The sequence below is a fragment of the Pseudomonas sp. ICMP 460 genome (genome assembly GCF_002723595.1).
In the GTDB taxonomy this organism is placed as follows: Bacteria; Pseudomonadota; Gammaproteobacteria; order Pseudomonadales; family Pseudomonadaceae; genus Aquipseudomonas; species Aquipseudomonas kitaguniensis.
Genome location: NZ_LKBR01000020.1, coordinates 71690 through 97703, shown reverse-complemented (window position 1 = coordinate 97703; position 26014 = coordinate 71690). Strand labels below are relative to the sequence as shown.

Sequence of the window (26014 nt, the reverse complement as noted above, 5' to 3'; positions counted from 1 at the left end):
TCAGAGTATTTGAATAAAATCGAAAAAAATTACGCGCGTGCCTGCACGGTCACCCAATAGCGGGTAAAACGCCGCACGTGAACCGGCAGGCTGACCTCCAACAGGTCGAGAATACGTTCGCTGTCGTCCAACGGGTAACTGCCGGACAGCAGCAGGTTGGCCACTTGCGGGTCGCAGTTAAGCTGCCCGCGACGGTAGCGGCCCAACTCCGCCAGAAAATCCTCCAGGCGCATGTGCGCAGCCACCAGCATGCCGTCGCCCCACGCACCGCTGTTGGCGTCGGTAGGGCGCGGCGTGTCCCAGCCCTTGCGGGTGAAATTGACCTGGCGCGCGGCCTCGACGTTCAGCGGCAGGCCGCTGTAGCTGTTGGGCATCACCTCGACGTGGCCGTCGAAAACCGCCAATTGGGTGTGGTCATTGAACTGGCGCACATTCAGCCGAGCCGCTTGGCTACTGAGCAGGCCTTGGCCGGTCAGCACCTGCAGCGGCGCAGTGCCGGCGCGGCTGGTCAGCAATATCTCGCCTTCCAGCAGGCGGATAACCCGCGCGACGCCATCAAAATGCACGTCCACTGCGCTGCCGGTGTTGAGCTGCAATTGGCTGCCATCGGCCAATTGCACCTTGCGGCGCTCGCCGATGGGGCTGCGGTAGTCGGCGGTCAGCGGCGGCAATATATGCTGCTGGCGCAGGCTCCAGGCTGCGGCAGAACCGGCGAGAATCAGCATCAGCTTGAGCGCCTGGCGCCGGCTGCGTGATGTCGGCGCATTCAAGGCCGCATGCGCCAGTGGCGAAGGCATGCCACGCAGGCGCTGGTTGACGCGTTGTATGTGGTCCCACGCGCGTTGATGTTCGCTGTGCGCTGCCAGCCATTGTTGCCAGGCCGCTTGCTGGCGCGGGTTGAGCGCGCCTTGCTGCATTTCCATCAGCCAATGCACGGCTTGCTCGGCCACCTGCGTAGAAAAATTCATAAGGCGAAGTAACAGCGCATGGCGGCTTTATTCAGGTGGCGTTTGACGGTGGCGATGGAGATGCCCAGCTCACAGCCAATTTGCGCGTAAGTAAGGCCGTCGAGCTGGGCCAGCAGGAACGCGCGCTTGACCAGAGCGGGCAGGCCGTCGAGCAGTTGGTCGAGCTCCAGCAGGGTTTGCAGGATAATCGCGCGTTCTTCTTCCGACGGCGCCACGTGTTCAGGGCATTGCGCCAAGGCATCGAGGTAGGCGCGCTCGAGGTCCTGGCGACGGTAAAAGTTGCACAGTACGCGCTTGGCCACGGTGGTGAGAAAGGCGCGGGGTTCGATCAGCGTTGGCGTTTCGCGTGCGCTAAGCACCCGTATAAAGGTGTCCTGGGCCAGGTCGGCCGCGCTTTCCGGGCAGCCGAGCTTGCGTCGCAACCAGCCGGTGAGCCAGTGGTGATGGTCGTGGTACAAGACTTCGACAGTGTTGGACGGCTGCAACGCGATCACCCTTCGCCACATGCAGGCGAGCATCGGCAGGTTTTAGAGAACAAGAACTGTTCGCATTGTAGGGTGCATGGCCAGGTTCGGCAATCGCGCTTTGGCGGTGATTCATCCGTTCTCTTTTGCTTATGAGAATATTTATCATTAATATTGCGCGCTGACGAACCTGGCGCCTCCCGCATGAAAAGCAAAAGCTCACTGCCCGTTACCTACCGTCTGGCCGTTACGTCACGCGTACTGGCTGCCGTGGTGGGCGGCTATTTGATGGCTGCTCTGGCGAGCATTTGCCTGGCGCTGTGGCTGCCGGTCGCCCGCGCAGACGCGGTGGTCACCGGCATGATGAGTTCGTTTGTGTTCTATCTGCTGGCCATACTTTGGTGCTTCGCCTGCCGCACGGCGTTGCGCGCCTGGCTGGGCGTGATGCTGCCCTGTGCACTGTTTGCGACCCTGGCGGGCGTGGGCTTGTGGATGGCACGCACATGAAAGAGGGCTTTCGTCAGGCCATGGCCTGGTTGCACACCTGGGCCGGTTTGATTTTTGGCTGGCTGCTGTTTGCGATTTTCCTGACCGGTACTTTGTCCTATTTCAAGGATGAAATTACCCACTGGATGCAGCCCGAGGTGCAGGCGTATCCGTTGGACGATGCCCGCAGCCTCGCCGCCGCCCAAACCTATTTGCAGCAACAGGCGCCTAACGCTGCGCGCTGGTTTATCAGCCTGCCGGACAGCCGCAACCCAGGCCTTTCGGTGATGTGGCAAGACAAGGTCGACCCCGGCAAGCGCGGCGACTTCGTTGAAAAAGTCCTCGACCCGGTCACCGCTCAACCGGTCCAGGCCCGCGACAGCAAGGGCGGCGAATTTTTCTACCGTTTTCACTTCCAGTTGCAAATGCCTCACCCATGGGGCCGCTGGCTGTCGACCATCGCCGCGATGGTGATGTTTGTCGCGCTGATCACCGGCATCATCACCCACAAGAAAATCTTCAAGGACTTCTTCACCTTCCGCCCGCGCAAAGGCCAGCGTTCCTGGCTGGACGGGCATAACGCGGTGGGCGTGCTGGTGCTGCCGTTCCACTTGATGATCACCTACAGCAGCCTGGTGATCTTCATGAGCATGGTGATGCCGGCACCGATCCTTGCTTCCTACGGCGGCGACAGTCGGGCGTTTTTCAATGAAGTGTTCCCCGCTACCAACAACGCGCCAGCGCTGGGCCAGCCGGGTAAATTGCTGCCGTTGTTGCCGATGTACCAGCAAGCGCGCGAGCAGTGGGCGGGCGGGCATGTTGGCCGTCTGGTGGTGAATAACCCGAGTGATGTGAACGCCTCGGTGAATGTGCTTCGCGCAGGTTCCGACCGCGTGGTGAATGATTTTGGCAGCACCGTGTCGTTCAACGGCACCACCGGCGAGTTGCTGCGAGTGAGCGGCGAGCAATCGCTGGCGTCGGCCATCGGCGGCAGTTTTTATGGCCTGCACATGGGCCATTTCGCTGGCCCGGTGCTGCGCTGGCTGTACTTTATCTGTGGCCTGGCGGGCACGGCGATGATCGGTACGGGCTTGGTGATCTGGCTCGGCAAGCGCCAGCTCAAGCACGCTAAAACCAACGTGATGCCGTTCGAGTTGCGGCTGGTGGAAGTGCTGAATATGGCCAGCATGACTGGGCTGATGATCGCCATCGCGGCGTTTTTCTGGGCCAACCGACTGTTGCCGGTGAGTTTCGCCGAGCGCTCCGGCTGGGAAGTGCAGGCGTTCTTCACGGCCTGGGGCCTTAGCCTGTTGCACGCGGTGCTGCGTCGAGGTCGCCGGGGTTGGGTGGAGCAACTGAGCCTCGGCGCGCTGTTGTTTGTGTCGATTCCGCTGCTCAATGCGTTGACCACCTCACACCACTTGAGCTTGTCCGTGGCCAGGGGCGACTGGGCCATGGCCGGTTTTGACCTGACCTGCCTGGCCAGCGGCGTGTTCCTTGGCTGGGCCGCCTGGAAAATGCAGCACCGCGCGGCGCCGCAACCCAAGGCCGAGCGCGCGCGGGCATTGCCGCTCAAGCAAGAGGCGAACTGAATGCTGCTCGCACTGCTGATGTGCTACGCCGGGTTTACCGCGCTGTGCCTGTCCACCGACCGCCATCACGGCGAGTTGCTGCACCGCAGGTTATTGCCTCGCAGGCGCTTGGCGTTACGCGTGGCCGGTTGGTCGCTGTTGCTACTGTCGATTGTGCCTGCGGTGGCGGCCTCCGGCTGGGGCCAGGGCTTGGTGGAGTGGTGCGCGGTATTGATGTTCAGCGCACTGCTGCTGGTGTTGCTGTTGCCGTATCGGCCAAGGTTGGCCTTGATGCTGGCTGGCGTTGGCCTGCTGGCCAGCCCTGTTGCGGCGTTCGCCTTATTCTGAGCCTTCCATGATGATCAGCACCCCGCCGGAATCCCAAGACAGCCCGCAGACCGATGCGGCCGGGGGACGTGCGCATTTCTTGCAGGTGTTTTTGTCGCAGCGCTCGCAAATGGAAGCCCTGGTGAGCCGACGCGTGGGCTGCCGCGCCACCGCGGCTGACCTGGTGCAAGACCTGTTCCTACGCTTCTGGCGCAGGCCGTTGGTGCAGGTTGAAGAACTCAGCACTTATCTGTTGCGCTGCGCCGGCAACATCGCCATCGACCACCTGCGCAGCGAAGGCGCCCGTGTGCGCAGCAGTGAAGGCTGGCTGCCGGAACAACAGGACAATCAGGGTTCTGAACCCCAGGCCGCGCTTGAAGCGGGCAATGACCTGCGCCATGTCGAAGCGGCCTTGCGCAGCTTGCCAGAACGCACTCGGCAGATTTTCCTGCTCAACCGCATTCACGGGCGCAAATACGCGCAAATCGCCAAGGCCATGGGGCTGTCCCAAAGCGCCGTGGAAAAACATATGATGCGCGCCCTCGAAGCCTGCAAAGCCAGCCTTCGCGAACCATCGCCCCCACGCACGCCAGGGAAAGCACCGTGAACGTTACCCCCACGCCCGCTCAGGAGCAGGCCGCACTCGATTGGCTGAGCATGCTGCACGACCAGCCGAGCAGTGGCGACCAGGCGACGTTCAGCCACTGGTTGCGCGCCGACCCTGCGCACGTCGAGGCTTATGCACAGGCCCAGGTGCTGTGGGAGTTGAGCGAAGTGCCGGCGCGTAAACTGGCGAACGAAGAGGCCTTGGCCTTGCAGGGCTACCTCAATGCAATGAGCCTCTCCAAACGCGCGCGCGCTGTGCGCTGGTCTGGTGCGTTGGCCATGGCCGCCTGCTTGCTGGTGATGGTGTGCATGGGCGGCGGCTGGCAGCCGTCGCGCTGGGTCGATGATTGGGGCGCCGACTATGTGACGGCGCCGGGGCAAGTCAAAACCGTGACCCTGGCCGATCAGTCGCAAGTCACGCTGGATGCCGACAGCGCCATCGCCGTGGATTTCAGCCACGGCGAGCGGCATATCCAACTGCGCCGCGGTGCCGGTTTTTTCAGCGTGAGCCACACCGGCCAGCCATTTGTGGTCGAGGCCGGCAGCGGTGAGGCGCGGGTGCTGGGCACGCAATTCGAAGTGCGCCTGCAACCGGCCGGGGCTCGGGTGACCGTGCTGTCTGGTCGCGTGGGCGTGACGCCGTCCAGGCAGGGTCGGCAGCAAATTCTGAGCGCAGGCCAGCAAGTGGCTTACGCCGAGGGCGTCGCTGATGCCGTGCAGGCGGTCGACAGCGAATCACGCCTGGCCTGGCGTGATGGTTGGCTGAATTACTACAAGGTGCCGTTGGCCGAAGTGGTTCAGGACTTGGGCCGTTATTACCCTGGCCGCATCCTGCTGCTGAACGATGAAATGGGCGCCAAACGCGTCAGCGGCAGCTTTCCCAGCAAAGACCCGCAGGCGGTGCTGAATGCCTTGCAGGCCGTGTTGGGGTTCGAACAGCACAGCCTGTTGGGCCGCATGATCGTGTTGCGTTAGGCACAGGTCTAACGCGGTCAACTGCTTCTACAATTGATTGGCCGGGTGTCGAGAGTGGGTTACTTCAACGCCGCCATGATCGCTTCAGCGTTGAATTCGCGAATTAACGTGCCATTCACGTCAACAAACGGAATGCCGCCGCCGCCCAAGGCCTCATAGGCCTTGCGCGCCTGGGCGTCCTTCTCTATGTCCAGCGCCTGATACGGCACGCCTTTCTGGTCCAGAAAGCGCCGTATCTGTTTGCAGTAGCCACACCACTCGGTCGAATAGAGCACCACGCGCGCAGAGTTGCGCACCTGCTCCGACACCACCTGCGACGGGTTGAAGAGCCGCTCGATCTTGCCCCAGTTCTGGATAACCACCACCACCAGCAATACCAGCAGGACTTTTTTGAGAACCCCGCCGAGCATCAGTTACGGCGCTTGAGCTGGTCGGTCAGTTGCGTTGGCAAACCCTTGATGATCAACGTGCCGGCGGCTTCGTCGTATTCAATTTTGTCGCCCAACAGGTGCGCTTCAAAGCTGATGGACAAGCCTTCCGCGCGGCCGGTAAAGCGGCGGAACTGGTTGAGGGTGCGTTTGTCGGCGGGGATCTCCGGCGACAGGCCGTAATCCTTGTTACGAATATGGTCGTAGAACGCTTTTGGCCGATCTTCATCGATCAAGCCCGAGAGTTCTTCCAGGCCCATGGGCTCGCCGAGCTTGGCTTGGCTGCTCGCGTAGTCGACCAGGGTTTTGGTTTTTTCGCGGGCGGATTCGTCGGGCAGGTCTTCGCTTTCAACGAAGTCGCTGAAGGCCTTGAGCAAGGTACGGGTTTCGCCGGGGCCGTCGACGCCTTCCTGGCAGCCGATAAAGTCACGGAAGTACTCCGAGACTTTTTTACCGTTCTTGCCTTTGATAAACGAGATGTACTGCTTGGACTGCTTGTTGTTCTGCCATTCGGAGACGTTGATACGTGCGGCGAGGTGCAACTGGCCAAGGTCCAGGTGCCGCGAGGCAGTCACGTCGAGGTCGTCGGTCACCGCCACGCCTTCGCTGTGGTGCAGCAAGGCGATGGCCAAATAGTCGGTCATGCCTTGTTGATAGTGGGCAAACAGCACGTGGCCGCCAGTGGAGAGGTTGGATTCTTCCATCAGCTTTTGCAGGTGCTCGACCGCTGTGCGGCTAAAACTAGTGAAATCCTGGCCGCCGTCGAAATACTCCTTCAACCAGCCGCTGAACGGGTGCGCGCCGGACTCGGCATGGAAGAAACCCCAGGCCTTGCCTTGCTTGGCGTTGTAGCTCTCGTTGAGGTCGGCAAGCATGTTCTCGATGGCGGCGGACTCGGCAAGCTCAGAGTCGCGGGCGTGGAGAACTGCGGGTGTGCCGTCGGGTTTTTTGTCGATCAGGTGGACGATGCAGTGACGGATCGGCATAGGCTTCTCGGCTGGTTGAAGGGGAGCGGTTGGCCTCCCCGAAAAGTCGCCCAGTGTACCGCACCCGTTGGGCATGGCACGCTTCGAAGGGCGTTTTGGGTGCCCTCTGACGGCTTATATGCCTTTTTTTCACGGTTTAGAGCGATAAACCTGACCAAATGGGTATGTTGAGGCGGATATTTCCCCGTCTCTGTGCTAGTTTTGCCCCGTCTTACGCCAAGTCTCGGCGTTAAGCGTGCATTCAGCATCTGTCAGGTCGAACCAATCCCTGTTTCAAGCATCTATAACCCCGATCTCCGTGGTTATAGCCGGGGTTGCCAGGCCTTGATGGTCGGGCTCGAAGGCTGACACTGCACTCTGCAATCCATATGAATTTGATAGGGAAGGAACACCACAATGGCTATTACTAAAGACCAACTGATCGCTGACCTGGCTGAAGCAGTAGACGCACCGAAAACTACCGTGCGCGCTCTGCTGGACCAACTGAGCCAAGTTGTTGCTGACCAGTTGGAAAACGGCGGCGAAATCACTCTGCCAGGCGTTGGCAAACTGAAAGTGACCGAGCGTCCTGCCCGTACTGGCCGTAACCCTTCGACTGGCGCTGCCATCGAAATCGCTGCCAAGAAAGTTATCAAGCTGGTTGTGGCCAAAGGCCTGACCGACGCTGTTAACAAGTAAGACGCAGCAAAAAAAACCGTGCTCCGGAGCGATCCGGGCACGGTTTTTTGTTGCCTGCGATTTACTGATCAGTCTTTGCGGGCCCAGCGCTGGCGCCACACTTGCTGCTCGCTCTTGGTCTGGAAGGTCCAGGCCACAAAGCGGCTTTGCTTCTGGCCTTGGGACATTTCGACGACCTGGCTTTCGAGGACACCGGCTTTTTTCAGCGCGATTTCGATGGCCGGCAAGTTGGAGGCTTTGGAGACCAAGGTGCTGAACCACAGCACTTTGTGCTGGAAGTGCGCGCTCTCGGCGATCAGTTGCGTCACGAAGCGCACTTCGCCGCCTTCACACCACAGCTCGGCCGATTGGCCACCGAAGTTCAGCACCGGCAACGTGCGTTTTGGATCAGCCCTGCCCAGTGCGCGCCATTTACGCTCGCTGCCCTTGGTGGCCTCGTCCATGGAGGCGTGGAATGGCGGGTTGCACATGGTCAGGTCAAAGCGTTCGCCCGGCTCCAGCAGGCCCAGCAAAATCTGCTTGGGATTGGTTTGCTGGCGCAGCTGGATGGCCTTGTTCAGCCCGTTGGACTGCACGATGGCTTTGGCGGCAGCCACGGCGGTCGGGTCGACTTCCGAACCGAGGAAGTGCCAGCGGTAGTCGCTGTAACCGATCAGCGGGTACACGCAGTTGGCGCCCATGCCGATGTCCAGCACCTTGACCGGCGCGCCACGCGGAATCTCGCCGTCGTTGACGCTGGCCAGCAGGTCGGCGAGGAAGTGCACGTAATCGGCACGCCCCGGTACCGGCGGGCACAGATAATCGGCTGGAATATCCCAATGCTGGATGCCATAGAAGGCTTTAAGCAGCGCCCGGTTGAACACCCGCACCGCATCCGGGCTGGCGAAGTCGATGCTTTCCTTGCCGTACGGGTTGAGGATCACGAATTTCGCCAGTTCCGGCGTGGTCTTGATCAGCGCCGGGAAGTCGTAACGGCCCTGGTGGCGGTTGCGCGGGTGCAAGGTGGCCTCTTTGCGCGGCGCGACGGGCTTGGCCGTGGCTGCGGTTTTAGGCTTCTTGCGCGAAGGTTTGGGCGTAGTGGGGGTGGTCATGTTAATTCTGGTGTTGGCTCAAAGTGGCGAGCATTGTCACACACCTTAGTCCAACAGGGTCAAATGTGGGAGGGGGCTTTAGCCAGGAATAAGCAGCACCGGGGCAAAAAAAAGAGACCCGAAGGTCTCTTTTTTTCATGTGGGCTTGCACCTTACAGGCTGGAAATCCGCGCGTATTGCTCGGCCAACTTGCTCAAGGCCTGTTCAGCCTCGGCCAATTTGGAGCGCTCTTTGTCGATCACTTCAGCCGGTGCCTTGTCGACGAATGCCGCGTTGGACAGCTTGCCGCCCACTCGCTGCACTTCGCCTTGCAGGCGCAGCATTTCCTTGTCCAGACGCGCCAGTTCGGCGCCCTTGTCGATCAGGCCGGCCATTGGCACCAGCACTTCCATGTCGCCGACCAGCGCGGTCGCCGACAGCGGTGCTTCGACGCCGGCCGCCAACACGGTGATCGACTCCAGCTTCGCCAACTTTTTGAGCAGCGCATCGTTTTCGGTGAGGCGACGCTCGTCTTCGCGACTGGCGTTCTTCACGAACACCGCCAGTGGCTTGCCCGGGCCGATGTTCATCTCGGCGCGAATGTTGCGCGTGCCGAGCATCAGGCTCTTGAGCCATTCGATATCGCTTTCGGCCGCTTCATCGATGCGCGCTTCATTGGCCACTGGCCAAGGCTGCAGCATGATGGTTTTGCCTTCGATACCGGCCAGCGGCGCCAGGCGCTGCCAGATTTCTTCGGTGATGAACGGCATGAACGGGTGCGCCAGGCGCAGCGCCACTTCCAACACGCGCACCAGGGTGCGACGGGTGCCGCGCTGGCGTTCGACCGGCGCGTTCTCGTCCCACAGCACCGGCTTGGACAGTTCCAGGTACCAGTCGCAATACTGGTTCCAGATGAACTCGTACAAGGCTTGTGCGGCCAGGTCGAAACGGAACTGGTCGAGTTGGCGGGTCACTTCGGCTTCGGTGCGTTGCAGCTGCGAGATGATCCAGCGGTCAGCCAGCGACAGCTCATAGGCTTCGCCGTTCTGGCCGCAGTCTTCGCCTTTATCCAGCACGTAGCGTGCGGCGTTCCAGATCTTGTTGCAGAAGTTGCGATAGCCTTCGACGCGGCCCATGTCGAACTTGATGTCGCGACCGGTAGACGCCAGCGAGCAGAAGGTGAAGCGCAAGGCATCGGTGCCGTAGCTGGCGATGCCGTCGGCGAACTCGTCGCGGGTCTGCTTCTCGATCTTTTTCGCCAGTTTCGGCTGCATCAGGCCCGAGGTGCGTTTTTGCACCAGGGTTTCCAGGTCGATACCGTCGATAATGTCCAGCGGGTCCAGCACGTTGCCCTTGGACTTGGACATCTTCTGGCCTTGGCCATCACGCACCAGGCCGTGCACATACACGGTCTTGAACGGCACCTGCGGCGTGCCGTCCTCGTTTTTCACCAAGTGCATGGTCAGCATGATCATCCGGGCAACCCAGAAGAAAATGATGTCGAAACCGGTCACCAGCACGTCGGTGGAGTGGAATTTCTTGAGGAATTCGGTCTGTTGCGGCCAGCCCAGGGTCGAGAACGTCCACAGGCCCGAACTGAACCAGGTGTCGAGTACGTCGTTGTCCTGTTGCAGCGCGATGTCTGCGCCGAGGTTGTGCTTGGCACGTACTTCGGCTTCATCACGGCCTACATAGACCTTGCCCGACTCGTCGTACCAGGCCGGAATACGGTGGCCCCACCACAGTTGACGGCTGATGCACCAATCCTGGATGTCACGCATCCACGAGAAGTACATGTTTTCGTACTGTTTGGGCACGAACTGGATACGGCCATCTTCCACGGCAGCAATCGCAGGCTCGGCCAACGGCTTGGTGGACACGTACCACTGGTCGGTCAACCACGGCTCGATGATGGTGCCGGAACGGTCGCCCTTCGGCACTTTCAGGCCGTGGTCATCAACGCTGACCAGCAAGCCGGCGGCATCGAAGGCGGCGACGATTTGCTTGCGCGCTTCAAAACGGTCAAGGCCGGCGTATTCGGCCGGGATCTTGCCGTCGATGCTGTCGTTCAGCGTACCGTCGAGGTTGAACACCTGGCAGGCCGGCAGTACGGCGGCGTTCTTGTCGAAGATGTTCAGCAGCGGCAGGTTGTGGCGCTTGCCGACTTCGTAGTCATTGAAATCGTGGGCCGGGGTGATTTTCACGCAGCCGGTGCCGAATTCAGGGTCGCAGTAGTCGTCTGCGATAATCGGGATGCGACGACCCACCAGCGGCAGTTCGACAAACTTGCCGATCAGCGCCTGGTAGCGTTCATCGTTCGGGTTAACCGCGACGGCGGCGTCGCCAAGCATGGTTTCCGGGCGCGTGGTGGCGACGATCAGGTAGTCGTTGCCTTCGGCAGTCCTGGCGCCATCGGCCAGCGGGTACTTGAGGTTCCACAGGAAGCCTTTCTCGTCGTGGTTTTCCACTTCGAGGTCGGAAATTGCTGTGTGCAACTTGGTGTCCCAGTTGACCAGGCGCTTGCCGCGGTAGATCAGGCCGTCTTCATGCAGGCGCACGAAGGCTTCTTTCACCGATTCGGACAGGCCGTCGTCCATGGTGAAGCGCTCGCGGCTCCAGTCGACGGACGAGCCGAGGCGACGGATCTGACGGCTGATATTGCCGCCGGACTGGTCTTTCCATTCCCAGATTTTTTCCAGGAATTTCTCGCGGCCCAAGTCATGACGGCTTTGGCCAGTGGCTTCGAGTTGGCGTTCCACCAGCATCTGCGTGGCGATACCCGCGTGGTCGGTGCCTGGTTGCCACAGGGTGTTGCGGCCCTGCATACGGCGGAAACGGATCAACGCATCCATGATCGCATTGTTGAAGCCATGGCCCATGTGCAGGCTGCCAGTGACGTTCGGTGGCGGAATCATGATGGTGTAGGAATCGCCGGCACCTTGCGGGGCGAAATAATTCTCGGACTCCCAAGTGTTGTACCAGGAAGTTTCAATAGCGTGCGGCTGGTAGGTCTTATCCATGCGCGGCGGGACCCTAGTTGGCATTTATTCAGGAAAGCCGACAAGTATAACGGGGCAAGGCTCGGGCAGCTACAAGCGGCAAAGGGCAAAGGGCAAGCTGCAAGCTGCAAGCTATAAGCTATAAGCTACAAGCTACAAGCTACAAGCTGCAAGCTGCAAGCTACAGGCAGACCGCAATGCTCTTGCTCTTGCTCTTGCTCTTGCTCTTGCTTTTACTTGAAGCTTGAAGCTTGCAGCTCGAAACCTGCCACTTGCAGCTACTTACTACCCGTGGCTGTGGCGATTAGCCGTTCCATCCGCGCGCCCAGCCGGCGCTTGATCTCGGTTTCAATGTGCGGGGCAAAGTCGTCGATCACGTCTTGCATGATCAATTGCGCAGCGGCGCGCAGTTCATTGTCCAGGTGCAGCAGCAAAGCGTCGGGCGCTTTTTCTGTGGCGGCCGCGACCGGCGCGGGTTCTACAGCCGGCGCGGGTGCAGCGGCCTTGCCACCGACCATCTCGAACAACAGCGGAATCTGTACATCAGCCTTTACCGAATCGGTCAGCAGCGGCGGTTGCAAGCCATCATCACCCAGCAACTGGCGGATCGACTCAAGGTCATCGAGCAAATGGTCGTCTTTTTTTTTCGGGTTGGAAGTGTCCATCGTGTACTCAAAGTCGTTGTAGCCGGTGATCTTGCAAAGAATAGCCCTGTTCGCGGTAGAAACGGAAACTCTCCCGCGCGGCCTGACGAATAGCCGGGTCTTCCACCACTACCTCTGCCACGCGCGCAAACGCCTTGGCAAAAGCCGGTACTTTCAAGTCCAGGTTCACCAATAAGTCATGGTGATCGCCGCAGCTTTCGCCCAAGCCCAGTACTACCAGGCCGTCGGGTTCAGACTCGGCAGGGCCGTGGGGCACGAAGCTTTCGCCCTTGAAGCGCCACAGGCGTGCGTCCAGCTCGTCGCGTTGGGCGGCATCGCTGCAGTGCAGATAGATGCGGTGGCCCATGCGCCAGGCTTTTTCGGTGAGTTTGCAGGCAAAGTCCAGGCGCGCGAGAGGATCGGCGCTGGGCAATATATAGAAGTCGACTTGGGTCATTGCGGTTCCTGAGGCCGGGGCAGCTTGATGGCCACCCCGGCATCATCAGTTTCAGGCTTTGGCGCGGTCCAGCAGGTATTGGGTCAGCAACGGCACCGGGCGGCCAGTGGCGCCCTTGTCCTTGCCGCCGCTGGTCCACGCGGTGCCGGCGATGTCGAGGTGCGCCCAGTTGAAGTTCTTGGCGAAGCGCGACAGGAAGCAGGCGGCGGTGATGGTGCCGGCTTTCGGGCCACCGATGTTGGCCATGTCGGCGAACGGGCTGTCCAGCTGTTCCTGGTATTCATCGAACAGCGGCAATTGCCAGGCGCGGTCGTCGGCAGCTTTGCCGGCGCTGAGCAGTTGCTCAATCAGCTCGTCATTGTTGCCGAGCAGGCCCGAGGTGTGGGCGCCCAAGGCAACCACGCAGGCACCGGTCAGGGTGGCGATGTCGATCACGGCCTGCGGTTTGAAGCGCTCGGCGTACGTCAGCGCATCGCACAGCACCAGGCGGCCTTCGGCGTCGGTGTTGAGGATCTCGACCGTTTGGCCGCTCAAGGTGGTGACGATGTCGCCCGGGCGGGTCGCGCCGCCGCTTGGCATGTTCTCGGCACACGCCAGGATGCATACCAGGTTGATCGGCAACTTGAGTTCGAGCACGGCGCGCAGGGTGCCGAACACGCTGGCGGCGCCGCCCATGTCGTACTTCATCTCGTCCATGCCGGCGCCGGGCTTGAGGCTGATACCGCCGGTGTCAAAGGTGATGCCTTTGCCGACCAGCGCGTAAGGCTTCTCGGACTTCTTGCCACCGTTGTACTGCATCACGATCAGGCGCGGCGGCTGGTCGCTGCCTTGGCCCACGGCGTAGAACGAGCCCATGCCCAGTTCCAGAATCTTCTTTTCATCCAGCACTTCGACTTTCAGGCCCTTGAACTCTTTACCCAGCGCCTTGGCTTGCTCGCCCAGGAACGTCGGGTGGCAGATGTTTGGCGGCAGGTTGCCCAGGTCGCGGGTGAAGGACATGCCGTTGGCGATTGCGGTCGCGTGCGTCACGGCGCGCTCGACTTCAGCCTGAGCAGCCTTGATGGTCAGCAGGGTGATTTTCTTCAGGGCGCGGGGTTCGGCTTTCTGGCTCTTGAACTGGTCGAAGAGGTAGCCGCCGTCTACCAGGCTTTCGGCCAGCAGGCGGGTCTTGCCGTAGCTGTCGCGGCCCTTTACCACGATTTCGTCCAGCGCCAGCACCGCATCGTTGCCGCCCAGGCCCTTGAGCGTGTTGAGGATGGCGCTGATGATCTTGCGGAACGGGCGGTCGCCCAGTTCGGCGTCTTTGCCAACGCCGACCAGCAATACGCGCTCGGCTTTGAGGTTGGGCAGGCTTTGCAGCAGCAGGCTTTGGCCGACTTTGCCGGCCAGGTCGCCGCGCTTGAGGACGGCACTGATCGCGCCGCCAGTGAGTTCGTCCAGTTGCTTGGCGGCAACGCCGAGCGTTCGGCCTTCGCCGACAGCGACCACGAGGGTGGCGGTTTTCAACGTTTCGGGGCTAACGCTTTTTACAACCAATTCCATTTTCGGGTCCCTTATAAAGGTCTGAGAGCCTGGCGTTTGTACGCAGGCTTTAAAGCGTGGCAGCTGTGTAAACCGCCCGCGACAAAGGCCGCAGTTTGAACCTCGCCGGCGGAGCCTGACAACCCTTGCCGCACGCTTTATGCACGCGCATGAGCAAGCACCGTGACAGGCGCGGTCAATCACAGGATAATGCGCCATCTTTTTTAGCCGGCCCGTGTAAAACGGGTCGACTCGGTATGCTTGCTTGTTTGGCCGCCTTAGCCTGACAACCCTGGAGTGTCTGGTTTGATCGTCTTCCGTTATCTGTCCCGCGAAGTCCTGTTGACCCTGAGTGCCGTGAGTGCGGTGCTGTTGGTGATCACCATGAGTGGTCGTTTCGTCAAATTCCTCGCTCAGGCCGCTTCGGGCGCCCTGGACCCTGGCTCGTTGTTCCTGATCATGGGCTTTCGCCTGCCGGGCTTTTTGCAGCTGATCCTGCCGCTTGGCCTGTTTCTCGGCATTCTGCTGGCTTATGGCCGGTTGTATCTTGAGAGTGAAATGACCGTGCTCTCGGCCACCGGCATGAGCCAGCAACGCTTGCTGGCCATGACCATGGTGCCGGCCGCCGGTGTTGCCCTGGTGGTGGCCTGGTTGAGCATGAGCCTGGCACCACAGGGCGCCATGCAGTTTCAGTTGCTGCTGAACAAGCAGGACGCGATGACCGAGTTCGACACCCTCGAACCTGGGCGCTTTCAGGCACTCAACGACGGCTCGCGGATCACCTACACCGAAACCATGACCGATGACCGTGCCAAGCTGGGCGGTGTGTTTATTTCGCAGAAAAACCTCGGGCAGAACCAGAAAGACCGTGGCATTTCGATTCTGGTGGCCGACAGCGGGCGCCAGGAAGTGCGCCCTGACGGCAGCCGTTACCTGATCCTGGAACATGGCTACCGTTACGACGGCAGCCCTGGCCTCGCGGATTATCGGGCGGTCAAATACGACACTTATGGCGTAATGCTAGCCAGGCCGGAAATAAGCGAAGAGGTCACTGACCGCGACGCACTGCCAACCGCCTCGCTGTTCGGCAGCCCGGAACTGCGCTCCATCGCTGAGCTGCAATGGCGTATTTCGCTGCCGCTGCTGGTGTTTATCGTGACCTTGATGGCCGTGCCGCTGTCGCGCGTCAACCCGCGTCAGGGCCGTTTCCTTAAATTGTTGCCGGCGATTCTGCTGTATATGGCTTACCTGACCATCCTGATCTCCGCCCGTGGCTCCCTTGAGAAGGGCAAGTTGTCGCCGACTCTGGGCCTCTGGTGGGTGCACGGGATCTTCCTGATGATCGGCCTCGGCCTGCTCTACTGGGAACCTGTCCGTTTGAAAATGAAGAGCCGTCGTGGCCTGAAGGAGTTGGCCCGTGGCTAAGCTTGATCGCTACATTGGTAGCAGCGTTCTGTTCGCGATTCTGGCGGTGCTGGGCATTATTCTCGGGTTGGCGTCGTTGTTTGCCTTCATTGATGAGGTCGGCAACGTCACCGATACCTACACGGTCACTGACGTGTTGAGTTTTGTGGCCTTGACCGCACCGCGTCGTCTGTACGACATGATGCCGATGGCCGCGCTGATCGGTTGCCTGATCGGCTTGGGCACCCTGGCCAGCAGCAGTGAGCTGACCATCATGCGTGCGGCCGGTGTGTCCATCGGCCGTATCGTCTGGGCCGTCATGAAACCCATGCTGCTGCTGATGGCGTGCAGCGTGCTGATTGGCGAATACGTGGCGCCACCTTCCGAAGCCACGGCCCAGGCCAATCGCGCATTGGCGCAGGGCTCAGGCGATGCGCAAAGCGCCAAGCACGGCCTGTGGCACCGCCAGGGTGATGAGTTCATCCACATCAACGCCGTGCAGCCGGGCGGCCTGTTGATCGGGGTAACGCGTTACACCTTCGACAAAGAACGGCACATGTTGACCTCCAGTTTTGCCAAGCGCGCGCAGTACGCGGCGGGCCAGTGGCAATTGAGCGAGGTCACCACGACGTACTTCCGCAATGTTGGCCAGGGTATCAAGGCCAGCACTGAAGTCATCAACGTGCCGACCGAGCAATGGGACATCGCCCTCAAGCCTGAACTGCTGAATACGGTGGTGATGATCCCCGAAAGCCTGCCTATCTCCGGCTTGTGGAGCTATATCCACTACCTCAAGGACCAGGGCCTGAATAACGGTCGTTACTGGCTGGCGTTTTGGGTCAAGGTGTTGCAGCCGGTGGTTACCGCTGCGCTGGTCTTGATGGCGATTTCCTTCATCTTCGGCCCGCTGCGTTCCGTGACGCTGGGTCAGCGGGTATTCACCGGTGTGCTGGTCGGTTTCACCTTCCGTATCGCCCAGGACCTGCTTGGGCCGTCGAGTCTGGTGTTCGGGTTCTCGCCGCTGTTTGCCGTGCTGGTGCCGACAGGTATCTGCGCCGTGGCCGGTTTCTGGTTGCTGCGCCGAGCCGGTTGATACCGCGCTTATGAACAAAAAATGCCCCGCTCGAGAGATCGGGGCATTTTTGTTCTGGCAAGCAAAGATGACGTCTGGCCCGAGCATCAGGTACAATTCCCGGCTATTTTTCAGCGGGCAATCTGCCTGCAGCCTTTTTGAGTGTTGATCCGTGAGTGATTTGAGTCATATCCGCAATTTCTCCATCATCGCCCACATTGACCATGGCAAGTCGACGCTGGCCGATCGATTCATCCAGATGTGCGGCGGCCTTGCCGAGCGTGAAATGGAAGCCCAGGTACTGGACTCCATGGACCTTGAGCGTGAGCGCGGTATCACCATCAAGGCCCACAGCGTTACCCTGTACTACCTTGCCAAAGACGGCATCAAGTACCAGCTGAACTTCATTGACACTCCCGGCCACGTTGACTTCACCTATGAAGTCAGCCGTTCGCTGGCGGCCTGTGAGGGCGCCTTGCTGGTGGTCGATGCGGGCCAGGGCGTCGAAGCCCAATCCGTGGCCAACTGCTACACCGCGATCGAGCAGGGCCTTGAGGTCATGCCGGTACTGAACAAGATCGACCTGCCACAGGCTGATCCGGACCGCGTTAAAGAAGAAATCGAAAAAATCATCGGCATTGACGCCACCGACGCCGTCGAGTGCAGCGCCAAGACCGGCCTGGGCGTTGATGAAGTGCTCGAGCGCCTGGTCAAGACCATTCCCGCCCCCACCGGCAATTACGAAGATCCGCTGCAAGCGTTGATCATCGACTCCTGGTTCGACAACTACCTGGGGGTTGTTTCCCTGGTACGTGTGCGCCACGGCCGTGTGAAAAAGGGCGATAAAATTCTGGTTAAATCCACCGGCAAGATCCACCTGGTGGACAGCGTCGGTGTATTCAACCCCAAGCACACCGCTACCACTGATCTGAAAGCCGGTGAAGTAGGCTTTATCATTGCCGGTATCAAGGACATTCATGGTGCGCCGGTAGGTGACACGCTGACCTTGAGCTCCACGCCTGACGTTGACGTGCTGCCGGGCTTCAAACGCATCCAGCCGCAGGTTTACGCCGGCCTGTTCCCGGTCAGCTCCGACGACTTCGAAGATTTCCGCGAAGCGCTGCAGAAGCTCACCCTCAACGATTCGTCGTTGCAGTACACCCCGGAAAGCTCGGACGCGCTGGGCTTCGGCTTCCGCTGCGGGTTCCTCGGCATGCTGCACATGGAGATCATCCAGGAGCGTCTTGAGCGCGAATACGACCTGGACCTGATCACCACGGCGCCGACGGTTATTTTTGAGCTGGTGCTGAAAACCGGTGAAACGATTTACGTCGACAACCCGTCCAAACTTCCGGACATATCCTCTATCGAGGACATGCGCGAGCCGATCGTGCGGGCCAATATCCTGGTACCGCAAGAGCACCTGGGTAACGTGATTACCCTGTGTATCGAAAAGCGTGGCGTGCAGCACGACATGCTGTTCCTCGGCTCCCAGGTACAAGTGACTTACGATTTGCCGATGAACGAAGTGGTTCTGGACTTCTTTGACCGTCTCAAATCCACCAGCCGCGGCTATGCTTCGCTGGATTACCATTTTGACCGTTACCAATCCGCTAATCTGGTGAAACTGGATGTGCTGATCAACGGTGATAAGGTCGACGCCCTGGCGCTGATCGTGCACAAGGAAAACGCGCACTACAAAGGGCGTCAGTTGACCGAAAAAATGAAAGAACTGATTCCGCGCCAGATGTTCGACGTTGCGATCCAGGCCGCCATTGGCGGGCAGATCATTGCACGGACCTCCGTCAAGGCACTCAGAAAGAACGTACTGGCCAAATGCTACGGCGGTGACGTAAGCCGTAAGCGCAAGCTGCTTGAGAAGCAAAAGGCCGGTAAAAAACGCATGAAGCAAGTGGGCAACGTGGAAATTCCACAAGAAGCCTTCCTTGCGGTGCTCAGGTTGGATAGTTAGGTCCTATGTCACTAAATTTCCCGCTGTTGCTGGTCATCGCTGTTGCCGTTTGCGGCCTCCTGGCGTTGCTCGATCTGGTGTTCTTCGCCCCGCGTCGGCGGGCTGCTATCGCCTCTTATCAGGGCAGCGTCAGCCAGCCCGATGTGGCGGTGGTCGAGAAGCTGAACAAAGAGCCTTTGCTGGTTGAATACGGTAAGTCGTTCTTTCCGGTGCTGTTCATCGTGCTGGTACTGCGTTCGTTCCTGGTAGAACCGTTTCAGATTCCTTCGGGCTCTATGAAACCTACCCTGGACGTGGGTGACTTCATCCTGGTGAACAAGTTTTCGTACGGCATTCGCCTGCCGGTGGTCGACAAAAAAATCATCCCGGTCGGTGACCCGCAGCGCGGCGATGTGATGGTGTTCCGCTACCCAAGCGACCCGAACGTCAACTACATCAAGCGCGTAGTGGGCCTGCCGGGTGACGTGATTCGCTACACCAGCGACAAGCGACTGTTCATCAACGGTGAGTCGGTGGCCGAGAAATTGCTCGGCTCCGAGCCGAACACCTTGGGCAGCGCCGAGCTGTACCAGGAAAAACTCGGTGCGGTAGAGCACGAAATCCGCAAGGAAATGAGCCGCTACCGTGCCACGCCTGATGGCGAGTGGAAGGTGCCTGCCGGGCACTACTTCATGATGGGCGACAACCGTGACAACTCCAACGACAGCCGGTACTGGGATGACCCCAACATTCCCAAAGACCTGCTGGGCATGGTCCCCGACGAGAACATTGTCGGCAAGGCCTTCGCGGTCTGGATGAGTTGGCCGGAACCCAAGCTCAGCCACCTGCCGAACTTCTCGCGGGTCGGGCTGATCAAGTAATACAGGCGGCGCTGTGAACACAGCGCCGAATGCTTTTATGGGGCTTGGACAAGTGTCCGACGCCTGCTGCACCAACCAGGATTTGAATTTGAACACTGCGTCAATCGTCGATGGCCGCCGGTGCCACCAACCCGATATGCATCAACCAGGTATGGATAAACCGTGACCGTTTCTCTAAGTCGTTTAGAGCACCTGCTCGGCTACACCTTCAAGGATCAGGAGCTGATGGTCCTTGCCCTCACACACCGCAGTTTTGCAGGGCGTAACAACGAGCGCCTGGAATTCCTCGGTGATGCCATTCTCAATTTCGTCGCAGGTGAGGCGCTGTTCGAGCGCTTCCCTCAAGCACGTGAAGGCCAACTGTCGCGCTTGCGTGCGCGCCTGGTGAAGGGCGAGACCCTCGCCGTGCTGGCCCGTGGCTTTGGCCTGGGCGAGTACCTGCGGCTGGGCTCGGGTGAACTGAAAAGCGGCGGTTTCCGTCGCGAGTCGATCCTGGCCGATGCCCTTGAAGCGCTGATCGGCGCAATTTACCTCGATGCAGGCATGGAAGCGGCCAAGGCGCGTGTGGTCGCCTGGCTGGCTTCGGAAATCGAAAGCCTGACGCTGGTCGACACCAACAAAGACCCCAAAACCCGCCTGCAGGAATTTTTGCAGTCACGCGGGTGCGACCTGCCACGTTACGAAGTGGTGGATATACAGGGTGAGCCTCATTGCCGCGTGTTCTTCGTGGAATGTGAAATCACCTTACTGAATGAAAAAAGCCGAGGTCAGGGTGTGAGCCGTCGTATTGCCGAACAGGTAGCGGCCGCTGCAGCACTGATTGCCCTGGGCGTGGAGAATGGCCATGACTGATTCAACCGCAACACGCTGTGGCTATGTTGCCATCGTCGGCCGCCCGAACGTGGGCAAGTCCACGCTGCTGAACCACATCCTCGGCCAGAAGCTCGCGATCACCTCGCGCAAGCCGCAAACCACCCGCCACAACATGCTCGGCATCAAGACCGAAGGCAGCGTGCAAGCGGTGTACGTCGACACCCCCGGCATGCACAAAGGTGGCGAAAAAGCGCTTAACCGCTACATGAACAAGACCGCCTCGGCTGCGTTGAAAGACGTTGACGTGGTCATCTTCGTGGTCGACCGCACCAAGTGGACCGACGAAGACCAGATGGTTCTTGAGCGTGTGCAATACGTCACCGGCCCTTTGATCGTCGCGCTGAACAAGACCGACCGTATCGAAGACAAAGCCGAACTGATGCCGCACCTGAGCTGGTTGCAGGAACAACTGCCGAATGCCCAGATCATGCCGATCTCGGCCCAGCACGGTCACAACCTCGAAGCGCTGGAACGCGTAATCGCCGGTTACCTGCCGGAGAACGAGCACTTCTTCCCGGAAGACCAGATTACCGACCGCAGCAGCCGTTTCCTCGCCGCCGAACTGGTGCGCGAGAAAATCATGCGCCAGATGGGCGCCGAGCTGCCATACCAGATCACGGTCGAAATCGAAGAGTTCAAGCAGCAGGGCAAGACCCTGCACATTCACGCGTTGATCCTCGTCGAACGTGACGGCCAGAAGAAAATCATCATCGGCGACAAGGGCGAGCGTATCAAACGCATCGGCACTGAAGCGCGCAAGGACATGGAGTTGCTGTTTGATTCCAAGATCATGCTCAACCTGTGGGTGAAGGTTAAGGGTGGTTGGTCCGACGACGAGCGCGCACTGCGTTCGCTCGGCTACGGCGACCTGTAAGCACACCGCAGGGCAGAAAATGTGAGAGGGGGCTTGCCCCCGATAGCGGTGGCTCAGTTAACCAACAAGTGACTGATACACCGCCATCGGGGGCAAGCCCCCTCCCACATTCGGTTTGTGTTGTTTTCACGATAGAGAACCCATGTCCCAATCCCAACCCCCTAGCCAACTTGCCTACGTGCTGCACAGCCGCGCCTACCGCGAGACCAGCGCTTTGGTGGACTTCCTCACGCCCCAGGGCCGCCTGCGCGCGGTGTTGCGCAGTGCGCGGGGCAAGGCGGGCACGTTGGCACGGCCGTTTGTGGCGCTGGACGTTGAATTTCGGGGCAAGGGCGAGCTGAAAAACGTCGGCCGCCTGGAAAGTGTCGGCACGTCCGCCTGGCTGAATGGAGAGGCACTGTTCAGCGGCCTCTACCTGAATGAATTGCTGATTCGCCTGTTGCCTGCCGAAGACCCGCACCCGGCCGTCTTTGATCACTACGCCGCCACGCTGTTGGCCCTCGCCGAAGGTCGCCCGTTGGAGCCGCTGCTGCGCGCGTTCGAATGGCGCTTGCTCGACGATTTGGGCTACGGCTTTGAACTCGCCAACGACCTGCGCGGCGAACCCATCGCCGCCGACGGCATGTACCGCCTGCAAGTCGACGCCGGGCTTGAGCGCGTGTACCTGCTGCAACCGGGCCTGTTCCAGGGCACCGAGTTGTTGGCCATGAGCGAGGCCGACTGGAGCGCCCCCGGTGCCTTGTCCGCCGCCAAACGCTTGATGCGCCAGGCGCTGGCCGTGCACTTGGGTGGGCGACCGCTGGTCAGCCGCGAGTTGTTTCGAAAGCCCTGACAACCCCGTGTATGCTGTGCAGCGTTTGTTTCCCTTTTCAGGAGCGCTTCCGTGACCACCAGCAATCGCATTCTTCTTGGCGTCAACATCGACCACGTCGCTACCCTGCGCCAGGCCCGGGGCACCCGTTACCCTGACCCGGTCAAGGCCGCGCTGGATGCCGAAGAAGCGGGCGCCGACGGCATCACCGTGCACCTGCGCGAAGACCGCCGGCACATTCAAGAGCGCGACGTGTTGCTGCTCAAGGACGTGCTGCAAACCCGCATGAACTTCGAAATGGGCGTGACCGAAGAAATGATGGCGTTCGCCGAGCGCATCCGCCCGGCGCATATCTGCCTGGTGCCCGAAACCCGCCAGGAACTGACCACCGAAGGCGGGTTGGACGTGGCCGGCCAGGAAGCGCGGATCAAAGCCGCGGTGGAGCGCTTGTCACGCATGGGCAGCGAAGTGTCGCTGTTCATCGATGCCGATGAGCGCCAGATCAAAGCCTCGCGCCGCGTCGGCGCGCCGGCCATCGAACTGCACACCGGCCGTTATGCCGATGCGACCACCCCGACCGACGTGGCGAATGAGCTGCAACGCGTCATCGACGGTGTGAACTGCGGCCTTGCGCAAGGCTTGATCGTCAACGCTGGCCATGGCCTGCATTACCACAACGTCCAGGCGGTGGCTGCGATCAAGGGCATCAACGAGCTGAACATCGGCCACGCCCTGGTGGCGCACGCGCTGTTCGTTGGGTTCAAAGGGGCAGTAGCCGAGATGAAAGCCTTGATCCTGGCGGCTGCCAAAGGCTGAGTGAGTACCGTGTTACAAACACACTAAGCGTCGAAGTGAGGGAGGTTTAATGTGGCGCTGTCGCGCAAACTGGCTGGGGGTGTTCTTTAGGTTGGGTATATATCCGGTATTGGGTTTATGGCTTGTATGGGTTTCGCTCTTACAGCGAGTCACTTTTGAAAAGCGCAAAAGTAACCAAAACGCTCTTGCCCCACCACTCGGTGCATCGCTTAGGCTCGGCATGCCCGCACACAGGCTTGAATCCGTGGGCCGCCGCGATGGGCCATCCTTGGCCCAGCGCGGCTAACCCGGCGTCCTGCCGGGTTACCCACGGATTCAAGCCTGCGTGCGGCCATCGTGGTTTAACGGGGCGCTTCTCAGATCAAGATCACAAAGATCAAAAGCAAGAGCACGGCGGCCTGAAAGCCGACCTGAGTGGTTGAAGCGGATCAAAAGCAGATTTGCATACACAGCAGATCTGCTTTTTTTGCTTTTTGTGGGAGGGGGCTTGCTCCCGATAGCAGTTTTACAGTTGATACATGAGTTGACTGACACACCGCCATCGGGAGCAAGCCCCCTCCCACAGTTTGACCACATTCTGCTTGGGGGATTGGGTCGGCTTTCGGGCCGTGATGATCGTTCCCACGCTCTGCGTGGTAATGCCGCTCCGGACGCTCTGCGTCCCGCTTTTTCAGCCATGGAATCTCTCACATTTGACCGCATTCAGCGTGGGAGATTGGGTCGGCTTTCAGGCCGCCTGCTTTTGATTGTGATCTTGATCTAAGGCGCCCCGTTAAACCACGATGGCCGAACGCAGATATTACGGAGCGGGTAAACCGGCAGGGACGCCCCGTCGCGGCGGCCCGCTTCGTAATATCGGAGTGAGGGCATGCCGAGCCACAGCGAGGCACCGAGTGGTGGGGCGAGAGCGTTTTGGTTACTTTTGCGCTCTATCAAAAGTGACCCGCTGTAAGAGCGGAACCGATATAAGCCATAACCTCAATAACGGATATGCACTCAAAACAAAAAGCCAAAAATCTAGATAAATTTCAATAAAAAAATTAGGTTATTTGCAGTTTGATAGCAGGGCGCTCGCTCTCGATGGCGGTCTTTCAGGTACAGATGATTTAACTGACACACCACCATCGGCAGCAAGCCCCCTCCCAACTCTGGCAATGCGAAGTCTTACTGTTTAGCGATTGCAGGTGTATCGTATCTGCCCTTTGCGGGTCTCTGGCCCGCAGCCGATACGCGAGGTAGTTGTGTCCCACACTTTTTCCCGTCGACAAATCCTGGGTGGTCTTGCAGGCCTGGCCGTGGTTGGCGTGGGCGCCGGTGGCGCCTGTCGCTACTGGCTGGGGAAAGTCGCCGAAGCCGAGGCGGGGCATGATTACGAGCTGATCGCAGCGCCGCTGTACGTTGAACTGGTCGCCGGTTACACCACTCAAGCCTGGGCGTTCGGCCCCTCGGCGCCTGGCACCGAACTGCGGGTGCGCCAGGGCGAATGGCTGCGGGTGCGTTTTATCAACCACCTGCCGGTCGCCACCACCATTCACTGGCATGGCATTCGCTTGCCGCTGGAGATGGACGGTGTGCCCTACGTCTCACAATTGCCGGTGTTGCCCGGCGAATATTTCGACTACAAATTCCGTGTGCCCGACGCCGGCAGCTACTGGTATCACCCGCACGTGAACAGCAGCGAGGAACTTGGTCGTGGCCTGGTCGGCCCGCTGATCATCGAAGAGCGCGAGCCCACCGGTTTCAAACACGAACGCACCCTGAGCCTGAAGAGCTGGCATGTGGATGAAGAGGGCGCGTTCGTCGCCTTCAGCGTACCGCGTGAGGCGGCGCGTGGTGGCACCGCCGGGCGCCTGTCGACGATCAATGGCGTAGCGCAGGCGGTGGTCGATTTGCCCGCCGGGCAGATTACCCGTGTGCGCCTGCTCAACCTCGACAATACGCTGACCTATCGCCTCAACATTCCGGGCGTCGAGGCGCAGATCTACGCGCTGGACGGCAACCCGGTCGAGCCGCGCCCGTTGGGCAAGGAGTACTGGCTCGGGCCTGGCATGCGCATATGCTTGGCGATCAAGGCGCCACCGGCGGGCGAAGAACTGTCGATCCGCAACGGCCCGGTGCGCCTGGGCACCTTCCGTTCGGTGGCCAATACCGACGCGCCAGGCGAATGGCCAGCGGCGCTGCCGGCCAACCCGATTGCCGAGCCGGACCTGGCGAATGCCGAAAAACTCAACTTCAATTTCGAGTGGGTGGGCAGCGTGTCGGTGGATGACGGCAAGCCGCCGAGCCTGTGGCAAATCAACGGCAAGGCGTGGGACATCACCGATAAAACCTGCACCGACCGCCCGATTGCCAAGCTTGAGAAAGGTAAAAGCTACATTTTTGAATTGAAAAACATGACCCAATACCAACACCCGATCCACCTGCATGGCATGAGTTTCAAAGTGATCGCCTCTAACCGGCACAAGGTGATCCCGTATTTCACCGACACCTACCTGCTGGGCAAGAACGAGCGCGCCCGCGTGGCGTTGGTGGCGGATAACCCGGGGGTGTGGATGTTCCATTGCCACGTGATCGACCACATGGAAACCGGCCTGATGGCCGCCATCGAGGTGGCGTGATGCGCCAGGTTCGCCCCGCAGCGATTATCGACCGCAGCCGTGACCAGGCTTTCATGCACGAAGCGCTGGTGCTCGCCGCTGAAGGCGCGGCGCTGGGCGAAGTGCCGGTGGGCGCGGTGCTGGTGCAAAACGGCGAAATCATCGGCCGTGGCTTCAATTGCCCGATCAGCGGCAACGACCCCAGCGCGCACGCGGAAATGGTCGCCATCCGCGCCGCCGCGCAAGCGCTCAGCAACTATCGCCTGGTGGGCAGCACGCTGTATGTCACGCTGGAGCCGTGCAGCATGTGCGCCGGTTTGATCGTGCACTCGCGCATCGCGCGGGTGGTGTACGGCGCACTGGAGCCGAAGGCGGGCATCGTGCAAAGCCAGGGGCAGTTTTTTACCCAGGGCTTTCTTAACCATAGGGTGCTGTATGAAGGCGGGGTACTGGCCGAGGAATGCGGCGCGGTGCTCAGCGAGTTCTTCAAAGCCCGCCGAGCCAAGCCCACACTCTAAACACACTGAGTATCTAAAGGTGGGAGGGGGCTCAGCA

25 protein-coding genes are annotated in these 26014 nt (G+C 60.2%); 16 read left to right on the top strand and 9 right to left on the bottom strand.

Going from position 1 to position 26014, the window contains the following annotated elements:
- Positions 1-29: 29 nt before the first annotated feature.
- Together AO240_RS15425 and AO240_RS15420 are read right to left on the bottom strand one after the other, a co-directional pair.
- Positions 30-968 (bottom strand): FecR domain-containing protein, encoded by a 939-nt coding sequence (locus AO240_RS15425; RefSeq protein ID WP_099237199.1) that lies wholly within the window; start codon positions 966-968, stop codon positions 30-32.
- Positions 965-1453: a sigma-70 family RNA polymerase sigma factor gene (locus AO240_RS15420; RefSeq protein WP_099237240.1), complete on the bottom strand. Its 489-nt coding sequence runs from the start codon at positions 1451-1453 to the stop codon at positions 965-967. Before AO240_RS15420 ends, AO240_RS15425 begins: the two co-directional genes overlap by 4 nt.
- Before the next feature lie 183 nt (positions 1454-1636).
- On the opposite strand from AO240_RS15420, the gene AO240_RS15415 reads away from it, so the two are divergent.
- Genes AO240_RS15415 through AO240_RS15395 form a run of 5 tightly spaced genes read left to right on the top strand, consistent with a single transcriptional unit; the run spans position 1637 to position 5397 of the window.
- Positions 1637-1939, top strand: a complete 303-nt coding sequence (locus AO240_RS15415; RefSeq protein ID WP_099237198.1) for a DUF3649 domain-containing protein — start codon at positions 1637-1639, stop codon at positions 1937-1939.
- Positions 1936-3510 (top strand): PepSY domain-containing protein, encoded by a 1575-nt coding sequence (locus AO240_RS15410; protein WP_099237197.1) that lies wholly within the window; start codon positions 1936-1938, stop codon positions 3508-3510. Before AO240_RS15415 ends, AO240_RS15410 begins: the two co-directional genes overlap by 4 nt.
- Complete coding sequence (locus AO240_RS15405) at positions 3511-3837, top strand: DUF3325 domain-containing protein (RefSeq protein ID WP_099237196.1); 327 nt, start codon at positions 3511-3513, stop codon at positions 3835-3837.
- Positions 3838-3844: 7 nt separating this feature from the next.
- Positions 3845-4423: an RNA polymerase sigma factor gene (locus AO240_RS15400; RefSeq protein ID WP_099237195.1), complete on the top strand. Its 579-nt coding sequence runs from the start codon at positions 3845-3847 to the stop codon at positions 4421-4423.
- The gene (locus AO240_RS15395) at positions 4420-5397 is read left to right on the top strand and encodes a FecR family protein (RefSeq protein WP_099237194.1); all 978 of its coding nucleotides are present in this window, start codon (positions 4420-4422) and stop codon (positions 5395-5397) included. Before AO240_RS15400 ends, AO240_RS15395 begins: the two co-directional genes overlap by 4 nt.
- A gap of 59 nt (positions 5398-5456) precedes the next feature.
- Here AO240_RS15395 and AO240_RS15390 read toward each other — a convergent pair whose 3' ends face one another.
- Both AO240_RS15390 and yejK read right to left on the bottom strand, forming a co-directional pair.
- Positions 5457-5807 carry a glutaredoxin family protein gene (locus AO240_RS15390; protein WP_099237193.1) on the bottom strand — a complete coding sequence of 117 codons (351 nt, stop codon included), beginning with the start codon at positions 5805-5807 and terminating at the stop codon, positions 5457-5459.
- Positions 5807-6811, bottom strand: a complete 1005-nt coding sequence (gene yejK, locus AO240_RS15385) for a nucleoid-associated protein YejK (RefSeq protein ID WP_099237192.1) — start codon at positions 6809-6811, stop codon at positions 5807-5809. The genes AO240_RS15390 and yejK overlap by 1 nt, the downstream gene beginning before the upstream one ends.
- A 396-nt stretch (positions 6812-7207) precedes the next feature.
- On the opposite strand from yejK, the gene AO240_RS15380 reads away from it, so the two are divergent.
- Positions 7208-7489, top strand: a complete 282-nt coding sequence (locus AO240_RS15380; RefSeq protein WP_003188840.1) for an HU family DNA-binding protein — start codon at positions 7208-7210, stop codon at positions 7487-7489.
- A 68-nt stretch (positions 7490-7557) separates the two neighbouring features.
- On the opposite strand, the gene rlmF is transcribed toward AO240_RS15380, so the two are convergent.
- The 5 genes from rlmF to AO240_RS15355 form a co-directional block, all read right to left on the bottom strand.
- A complete protein-coding gene (gene rlmF / locus AO240_RS15375) occupies positions 7558-8580 on the bottom strand; it encodes a 23S rRNA (adenine(1618)-N(6))-methyltransferase RlmF (RefSeq protein ID WP_099237191.1) in 1023 nt (340 codons plus the stop codon).
- Positions 8581-8732: 152 nt separating this feature from the next.
- Positions 8733-11579, bottom strand: coding sequence for a valine--tRNA ligase (locus tag AO240_RS15370; protein ID WP_099237190.1), 2847 nt, complete (start codon positions 11577-11579; stop codon positions 8733-8735).
- Positions 11580-11836: 257 nt separating this feature from the next.
- A complete protein-coding gene (locus tag AO240_RS15365) occupies positions 11837-12223 on the bottom strand; it encodes a DNA polymerase III subunit chi (RefSeq protein WP_099237189.1) in 387 nt (128 codons plus the stop codon).
- Positions 12224-12230: 7 nt separating this feature from the next.
- Positions 12231-12659 carry a DNA polymerase III subunit chi gene (locus AO240_RS15360; RefSeq protein WP_099237188.1) on the bottom strand — a complete coding sequence of 143 codons (429 nt, stop codon included), beginning with the start codon at positions 12657-12659 and terminating at the stop codon, positions 12231-12233.
- Positions 12660-12710: 51 nt separating this feature from the next.
- Positions 12711-14201 carry a leucyl aminopeptidase gene (locus AO240_RS15355; RefSeq protein WP_099237187.1) on the bottom strand — a complete coding sequence of 497 codons (1491 nt, stop codon included), beginning with the start codon at positions 14199-14201 and terminating at the stop codon, positions 12711-12713.
- Positions 14202-14486: 285 nt separating this feature from the next.
- Here AO240_RS15355 and lptF point away from each other — a divergent pair, with 285 nt between their 5' ends.
- The 10 genes from lptF (at position 14487) to tadA (ending at position 25977) form a co-directional block, all read left to right on the top strand.
- Positions 14487-15605 (top strand): LPS export ABC transporter permease LptF, encoded by a 1119-nt coding sequence (gene lptF, locus AO240_RS15350; RefSeq protein WP_099237186.1) that lies wholly within the window; start codon positions 14487-14489, stop codon positions 15603-15605.
- The gene (gene lptG, locus AO240_RS15345; protein WP_099237185.1) at positions 15598-16677 is read left to right on the top strand and encodes an LPS export ABC transporter permease LptG; all 1080 of its coding nucleotides are present in this window, start codon (positions 15598-15600) and stop codon (positions 16675-16677) included. The genes lptF and lptG overlap by 8 nt, the downstream gene beginning before the upstream one ends.
- 151 nt (positions 16678-16828) lie before the next feature.
- Entirely contained in the window at positions 16829-18628 is a 1800-nt protein-coding gene (lepA, locus tag AO240_RS15340) for a translation elongation factor 4 (RefSeq protein ID WP_058411952.1), read from the top strand.
- Positions 18629-18633: 5 nt separating this feature from the next.
- Complete coding sequence (gene lepB / locus AO240_RS15335; RefSeq protein ID WP_099237184.1) at positions 18634-19488, top strand: signal peptidase I; 855 nt, start codon at positions 18634-18636, stop codon at positions 19486-19488.
- Positions 19489-19650: 162 nt separating this feature from the next.
- Positions 19651-20340: a ribonuclease III gene (rnc, locus tag AO240_RS15330; protein WP_058411950.1), complete on the top strand. Its 690-nt coding sequence runs from the start codon at positions 19651-19653 to the stop codon at positions 20338-20340.
- A complete protein-coding gene (gene era, locus AO240_RS15325; protein ID WP_027604661.1) occupies positions 20333-21235 on the top strand; it encodes a GTPase Era in 903 nt (300 codons plus the stop codon). The genes rnc and era overlap by 8 nt, the downstream gene beginning before the upstream one ends.
- A 142-nt stretch (positions 21236-21377) precedes the next feature.
- Complete coding sequence (recO, locus tag AO240_RS15320; protein WP_099237183.1) at positions 21378-22067, top strand: DNA repair protein RecO; 690 nt, start codon at positions 21378-21380, stop codon at positions 22065-22067.
- A gap of 51 nt (positions 22068-22118) precedes the next feature.
- On the top strand, positions 22119-22862 hold the full coding sequence (pdxJ, locus tag AO240_RS15315) for a pyridoxine 5'-phosphate synthase (protein ID WP_099237182.1): 744 nt from the start codon (positions 22119-22121) through the stop codon (positions 22860-22862).
- A gap of 1241 nt (positions 22863-24103) precedes the next feature.
- Complete coding sequence (locus AO240_RS15305; protein ID WP_099237181.1) at positions 24104-25480, top strand: multicopper oxidase family protein; 1377 nt, start codon at positions 24104-24106, stop codon at positions 25478-25480.
- Positions 25480-25977, top strand: coding sequence for a tRNA adenosine(34) deaminase TadA (gene tadA, locus AO240_RS15300; RefSeq protein WP_099237180.1), 498 nt, complete (start codon positions 25480-25482; stop codon positions 25975-25977). The genes AO240_RS15305 and tadA overlap by 1 nt, the downstream gene beginning before the upstream one ends.
- Positions 25978-26014 lie beyond the last annotated feature (37 nt).

Bases quoted from the DNA above. Each gene is read 5' to 3' on its own strand.
- AO240_RS15425 (WP_099237199.1), bottom strand. From the start codon at position 968: ATGAATTTTTCTACGCAGGTGGCCGAGCAAGCCGTGCATTGGCTGATG.
- AO240_RS15415 (WP_099237198.1), top strand. From the start codon at position 1,637: ATGAAAAGCAAAAGCTCACTGCCCGTTACCTACCGTCTGGCCGTTACG.
- AO240_RS15410 (WP_099237197.1), top strand. From the start codon at position 1,936: ATGAAAGAGGGCTTTCGTCAGGCCATGGCCTGGTTGCACACCTGGGCC.
- AO240_RS15405 (WP_099237196.1), top strand. From the start codon at position 3,511: ATGCTGCTCGCACTGCTGATGTGCTACGCCGGGTTTACCGCGCTGTGC.
- AO240_RS15400 (WP_099237195.1), top strand. From the start codon at position 3,845: ATGATGATCAGCACCCCGCCGGAATCCCAAGACAGCCCGCAGACCGAT.
- AO240_RS15390 (WP_099237193.1), bottom strand. From the start codon at position 5,807: ATGCTCGGCGGGGTTCTCAAAAAAGTCCTGCTGGTATTGCTGGTGGTG.
- yejK (WP_099237192.1), bottom strand. From the start codon at position 6,811: ATGCCGATCCGTCACTGCATCGTCCACCTGATCGACAAAAAACCCGAC.
- AO240_RS15380 (WP_003188840.1), top strand. From the start codon at position 7,208: ATGGCTATTACTAAAGACCAACTGATCGCTGACCTGGCTGAAGCAGTA.
- rlmF (WP_099237191.1), bottom strand. From the start codon at position 8,580: ATGACCACCCCCACTACGCCCAAACCTTCGCGCAAGAAGCCTAAAACC.
- AO240_RS15370 (WP_099237190.1), bottom strand. From the start codon at position 11,579: ATGGATAAGACCTACCAGCCGCACGCTATTGAAACTTCCTGGTACAAC.
- AO240_RS15365 (WP_099237189.1), bottom strand. From the start codon at position 12,223: ATGGACACTTCCAACCCGAAAAAAAAAGACGACCATTTGCTCGATGAC.
- AO240_RS15360 (WP_099237188.1), bottom strand. From the start codon at position 12,659: ATGACCCAAGTCGACTTCTATATATTGCCCAGCGCCGATCCTCTCGCG.
- AO240_RS15355 (WP_099237187.1), bottom strand. From the start codon at position 14,201: ATGGAATTGGTTGTAAAAAGCGTTAGCCCCGAAACGTTGAAAACCGCC.
- lepB (WP_099237184.1), top strand. From the start codon at position 18,634: ATGTCACTAAATTTCCCGCTGTTGCTGGTCATCGCTGTTGCCGTTTGC.
- era (WP_027604661.1), top strand. From the start codon at position 20,333: ATGACTGATTCAACCGCAACACGCTGTGGCTATGTTGCCATCGTCGGC.
- recO (WP_099237183.1), top strand. From the start codon at position 21,378: ATGTCCCAATCCCAACCCCCTAGCCAACTTGCCTACGTGCTGCACAGC.
- tadA (WP_099237180.1), top strand. From the start codon at position 25,480: ATGCGCCAGGTTCGCCCCGCAGCGATTATCGACCGCAGCCGTGACCAG.